The 6,226-nt window shown below is 35.9% G+C and carries 5 protein-coding genes; 4 read left to right on the top strand and 1 reads right to left on the bottom strand.

Annotation, left to right across the window (positions count from 1 at the left end; translation table 11 throughout):
- The 4 genes from ACR2MV_RS03010 to ACR2MV_RS03025 all read left to right on the top strand — a co-directional run.
- Positions 1 to 359 (top strand): DUF308 domain-containing protein (locus ACR2MV_RS03010; RefSeq protein WP_434020417.1); only part of this gene is annotated, 359 nt, incomplete at its 5' end.
- A 36-nt stretch (positions 360 to 395) separates the two neighbouring features.
- The gene (locus ACR2MV_RS03015; RefSeq protein ID WP_434020418.1) at positions 396 to 1,820 is read left to right on the top strand and encodes a M48 family metalloprotease; all 1,425 of its coding nucleotides are present in this window, start codon (positions 396 to 398) and stop codon (positions 1,818 to 1,820) included.
- Positions 1,821 to 1,921: 101 nt separating this feature from the next.
- On the top strand, positions 1,922 to 3,430 hold the full coding sequence (locus tag ACR2MV_RS03020) for an arylsulfatase (protein WP_434020419.1): 1,509 nt from the start codon (positions 1,922 to 1,924) through the stop codon (positions 3,428 to 3,430).
- 193 nt (positions 3,431 to 3,623) lie between these two features.
- Positions 3,624 to 5,273 carry an ABC1 kinase family protein gene (locus ACR2MV_RS03025; RefSeq protein WP_434020420.1) on the top strand — a complete coding sequence of 550 codons (1,650 nt, stop codon included), beginning with the start codon at positions 3,624 to 3,626 and terminating at the stop codon, positions 5,271 to 5,273.
- A gap of 152 nt (positions 5,274 to 5,425) precedes the next feature.
- Here the strand turns inward: ACR2MV_RS03025 and ACR2MV_RS03030 are convergent.
- On the bottom strand, positions 5,426 to 6,226 hold an 801-nt coding region (locus tag ACR2MV_RS03030), incomplete at its 5' end, for an NAD(P)-dependent alcohol dehydrogenase (protein WP_434020421.1).

A 6,226-nucleotide genomic window follows, 5' to 3' on the forward strand; every position in this document is an offset into this window, starting at 1 on the left:
TGGGATCTCTTATTATGAGATATCTATATGGTATTTTAATGAGTTTAGCCGGAATCTGGATTATGATGAATCCTGAAATGGGTCTCGAAGCTTTAACCTTTGTAATGGCAATCTACTTTATTATTGACGGAGTAACTGCAGCCATTTATTCATTTTTATTAATGCCAATTGGAGGCGGTTTATACCTTTTGCTCAGTGGAATACTCAGTATTGCAATAGGAGTGTTGATATTTTCAAACTGGACAGAAGCAAGCAACTATATCTTAGGGCTCTATGTAGGGATTAAACTAATTATAGATGGCCTAATGCTGGCTCTGACAGGTAAAGCTCTAAAAAACTCTATCAAATTAAACAATTAACAGAACAGTTTAATTAACTAATCAAAACATATTACAATGAAAACATTGCTTCAACTTTTTATGATTATCGGTCTGTGTACCGCTTCTTATGCCCAAAGCATTGAACTTGACAAGGAACTGGGAAATCAAAATGCCAAAATGGTAGCACAGGAAATGGGTATTTACGACGATCAGGCTAAAACCACTTATCTGACTGCGGTTATCAATAGATTAGTACTTAATTTGGAAGAACCACTTTTTGAATACGAAATACACATTGTACCTGATATGTCGCCCAATGCCTTCGCTTTACCAGGTGGCCATCTGTATATCACCACAGGGCTGATTCCTATTCTTCAAACAGAAGATGAACTGGCTTGTATCATGGGACACGAAATAATTCATTCTAACAACAGACATTCCATACAACAGATTAAAAAAAGTATCCTACCGAAACTTTTGGAAATTCCTGGTAATTTAATTGGTGCAGTCAATGCCGATCTTGGAGATATCATAAACACCCCTATTGAAACATCAAATGAACTTTTGTTTGCCAATTACGGCCGTAAATTTGAATCTGAGGCGGATGATGAAGGAGTACAACTAGCTGCCAAAGCAGGTTATGACCCTGCCGGAATGATTTCTTCCTTAACCAGATTATCTAAAACAATTGAAGTTGCAACCAATAAGGCAGAAGAAAAAAGTTATTTCAATGACCATCCCTATACACCAGATCGCACTGAAGCCATTGAGAAGAGAATGAGAGGAATGAATTACCCACGAAAAGCACCTATATCAAAATCGTTTTTAAAAGAATTTGATGGAATTCTATTCGGAAACAGCCCTAATCAAGGCGTAATTCAAGAGAATAAATTTCTTCATCCAGACCTTGATTTTTTTATCGCGTTTCCCAAAAGTTGGATTTTAGACAACCAAAGAAGTAGCATTAATGCGTACGAACCTAATAATAAAGCAGCGGCATTTGTGGAATTAGACAATGCCGAATTAAGCCCCGAAAAAGCTTCAAACTTATTCTTAACAAACTTGAAAAAGGAATACAAATCGAAACTTACAGAATCAAAAGAAATCGTAATAAACGGCAAGAAAGGTAGTATGATCACGTTCATCGACCAAATTGAATCTGAAACTATGTATGCCTATATTTTATGGCTACCAATGGAAGATAAATTATTCAAATTAACCGGAGTAGCTCCAATTAAATTCAAAGATGAATTAGACAAAGCAGCCTTGAGTTTAAGACCTCTAAACCGTCAAGAAAAGGAAACAATAATGATACAACAGATACGAATTATTGAAGCTAAAGAAGGCGAAAATCTTAAAGACTTAAGCACCAGGGTTGGCAACAAGTTGAAAATAGAATTGACAAGTACAATCAATTCAATATCTCCCAATGAAAATTTGGAAAAAGGCAGGCTTGTAAAAGTGGTACTAGAAGCGCCTTATCTAAGTCATACCAAATGATAGGTATTATACCTATATGCTGTGATTAGGCATTTACCTCATAGTAATCATTAAAGTAAAAAGCATCTTTGAACCATAATTAATAACCTAAAATAAACAAAATGAAAACCTTTAAATTAATCCTGAGTTTAACTTTATTATTAGCATTTTCAGGACATGCTCAGAAATCAAAAAAACCAAATATTTTGGTCATCATGGGAGACGATGTAGGCATCCCAAACCTGAGCACCTATGGTCAGGGTATGATGGGCTATCAGACGCCAAACATAGATCAAATAGCGAAAGATGGTGTGAAGTTTACTGATTACTATGGTGAACAGAGTTGTACGGCGGGCAGATCTGCCTTTATTACAGGGCAACATATCATTAGAACAGGACTATCAAAGGTAGGTCTACCAGGAGCCCCTGTTGGTATTCAGGATCAAACTGCTACATTGGGTGAAATGCTAAAAGCCTTAGGTTATTCTACAGGACAATTCGGCAAAAATCATTTTGGAGATCGGGATGAATTCTTACCTACCAAACATGGGTTTGATGAGTTTTTCGGGAATTTATACCATTTAAACGCTGAAGAAGAACCAGAGCATGAAGACTGGCCAACAAATGACGCCAATGGTCGTGTATCAAGACCTAGAGGGGTTATTAAATCTTTGGCAGATGGACCTATACAAGACACTGGTCCATTAACCAGCAAAAGAATGGAAACCGTAGATGAAGAGTTTATGGCAGCTGCTTTTGACTTTATGGAAAGAAAAACAAAAGAGGGCACTCCATGGTTTACCTGGATGAATACTACGGGAATGCACTTCTGGACACATATTGATGATAAATGGAAAGGAAAGTCAGGTTTAAACACTTATGCAGATGGAATGTTGCGTTTAGATGACGTAGTAGGACAGTTTCTTTCTAAACTAAAAGAACTAGGAGTTGACGAAAATACCATTGTCATTTTCACAACCGATAACGGAGTTCACCAAGCCACTTGGCCTGATGCCGGAGTAACATGGTTTCATGGTGAAAAAACAACCAATTGGGAAGGAGGATTTAGAGTACCTGCAATGGCAAGTTTCCCTGAAAGATATGGCATCAAACCTGGAACAATCATAAACGATGTGACATCACATTTAGATTGGGTTCCAACTTTATTGGCTGCTGCAGGAGGATCTGACATTCCAAATAAGTTAAAAGCCGGTACGTTTCAATCTAATGGTAAAACATTTAAAAATCATCTGGATGGATACAACATGCTCCCTTTATGGAGTGGCCAGACTGAGAAAAATCCTAGAGAATACTTTATTTATGGTACAGATGCAGCAGAAATTTCTGCTATCAGGTTTGGAGACAGATGGAAAGCAATGTATATGGAGCAAAAAGCAATTGGTCAAGAAGTCTGGGTCTATAAATTAGAAACCTTAAAAGCGCCATTATTATTTGACTTGAGAATGGATCCATTCGAAAAGGCAAGAGAAACAAATTCTTATCAAGATTGGTATGCACGACATATCTTTATGTTTGGATGGGCAGGAAGTTATGTAATGGAATTTAAAGCTACTTTTAAGGATTATCCTCCGGCACAGGCTCCAGCCACCTGGAACGTGACTGAAATGTAGTTTTACCACAGCATAATAAAAGGCCTTAAAATGATTATTTTAAGGCCTTTCTTTATTCATATAGTATCCCCTATTAGCGTTAAATATTATACTAAGTAAATTACCTATACCATAAAATTAGGCATTGTTCTCACGGAGGCATCCTTAATTTTCCCCAATTTTGCTTCATAATTAAACACTAAAAACCAATATTATGAGCTTTAACAGTAACATCCTTAAGACGACAAGATTTCAAGAAATAATTGCCACATTAGCTAAATATGGTTTAGCTGATTGGCTTCAAAATGCCAATATAGAATCTATAAACGGTTATTTAAAAAATTCTTCAGGAAAAGACCTCAGAAAATATAGTAAGGAGGTTAGAGTAAGAATGGCTTTTGGTGAATTGGGCACTACCTTCATTAAATTTGGTCAAATTCTCAGTACAAGATCAGATCTTATAGGCCCTGTAATGGCTGAAGAATTAAGTCTACTGCAATCTGACACCAAAGCTGATGGTATTGCTAAAGTACGATCTAAAATCAAAAAAGAATTTGGTGTCAAAAAAATTGATGAAGTTTTTGCTTCCTTCACAACCAAACCCATAGCTTCTGCAAGTATTGCCCAAGTTCATAAAGCAACTTTACATTCAGGCCAGGAAGTAGTAGTGAAAGTAATGCATGAAGGTATAGAATCAAAAGTTCACGAAGATCTTAAAATCTTAGCGAAATTAGCCAAACTGGCCCAGCTACATGTCGGTTCACTAAAATATGCTCAACCAGAATTATTGGTGAAATTATTCAGCCAAACGATGATTGACGAATTGGATTTCAACAAAGAGCTGCAAAACATACAAACTTTCAGGAAGAATTTCTCCACCAACGACAAGGTCGAATTTCCAGAAGTCTTTACTGAGCAATCTGGCAAATCCGTTTTAACCATGTCGTTCCTCAAAGGACCATCTTTAAAAAAAGTTAAAGACTTAGATTGGACTCCAGAACAAAAATCGCAATTTGCCGAAGAGAGCGCCGGTGTATTCATGGACATGATGTTCAGAGATTCATTCTACCATGCAGACCCGCATCCTGGAAACTTACTAATTCAGGAAGGTGAAAAACTAGGCATTATTGATTGTGGTATGGTGAATAAATTAGACGCAAAGAGTCAGAAAATATTTGAAGAATTAATCATTGGAGTTGCAGAAAAAGATGCCGAGCATATCAAAAATACAATACTGGGAATGTGTACTTTCCCAAAGGGCACAGATTATGACACCCTCACTTTTCAAATTGATGAATTCATAAATCGTTTTTTAAATCTTCCCTTGAATCAGTTTGACATGACCGCTGCCATCAAAGAGGTTACAGCCATCATTCAAGAACACCACATTACTATTCCTCCAAATATGTCAAATTTATTACGAGTTGTTGTTCTTCTTGAAGGCTCTTCTCGCCTACTAAATCCAGCATTCAATATTGCAGTTTTATTCGAAAAATATCAAATCAAAATCATGCAGCGAAGATATGCGCCCCACGTTGTCATTAAAAAAATAACCAAAAACCTTCATCAATGGGAACATATTGCTGAAACCTTGCCTAAAGCCATTGACAAGGCTATTCATAAAATTAGTAGTGACAATTTTCAAATCAATATGGAACACAGAAATCTAGAGAAATCTGTCAACAGAATTGTCATGGCGCTCATCTCTGCAGCCCTGTTTCTAGGTTCCTCTTTATTGATGGCTTTTAAAGTACCTCCTGCTATTGATGGAAATTCAATTATTGGTATTATAGGAATCTTAAGTGCATCAATATTATCTTTTGTTTTAATAAGAGATATTCAAAAGGAAACAAAAGGATCATAAACTTAAAATACTCTTTTGATTCATTTTTGATAAATACCAACAAACACATTTAAGTCAATATGCATATGAAGGGATCTTTTAAAAGGAAATTTTACATAGCCAGCTTTTCATAAAATAAACGATCTCCCAACCTTATTATGTATTAAAACTTGTTACTGATCATCGTTTACTGAAATAACCACATTTCCTGTTTTTTCACCTTTTAAGACGTATTCATAAGCCTTGGCAATGTTTTCAAAACTATAAACCCGATCAATTACAGGGTTAAAGGTCTTATTCAATAAACACTGGGAAATATAGGGAATGGTCTTTTTTTGTGGGTATGGATAAGGAAAGATAACTTTTTGCTTTCCAAAAAACAATGAGTACAGAGAAAAGAATAAATTTTGAGAATAAGGACCCAATTCTGAAGAAATATAAACTCCTTTTTCTTTTAACAAGGGCCTGCATTTCCCAAAAGTACTTTTACCAACAGCATCAAAAACAAAATCAAATTTCTCACTAATTTTAGTAAAATCTTCTTTGGTATAATCAATAACCCTATCCGCCCCTAAACTTTTAATCAATGCAACATTCCTAGTATTTGCAGTGGCAGTAATGTTAACATCATACTGATTTACAAATTGCAAGAGCGCTGAACCTATTCCTCCTGTAGCACCATTAATAAGTATCGACTGTCCGTCAACAATTGAAACTTTATGAAGAAAAGTATAGGCATAATGTGCTCCTTCTAAGCCTGCTGCAGCTGTTTTATAATCGACATCCTTTGGAATTCTAAAAAGATGATCTCTAGAAATACTCATAAATTGAGCTTGTGATCCAACCCCCTGATCAACAAATCCAAAAACCCTATCCTCTAGGTCAAAGTCTTTCACTAAATTCCCTTTCGCTACAATTTTACCAGCAAAATCAGAACCTATCACACTTCTTTTAGGTTTGAACAGGCCCAACAT

The sequence above is a fragment of the Lutimonas sp. genome, from assembly GCF_051011215.1.
Lineage (GTDB): Bacteria > Bacteroidota > Bacteroidia > Flavobacteriales > Flavobacteriaceae > Lutimonas.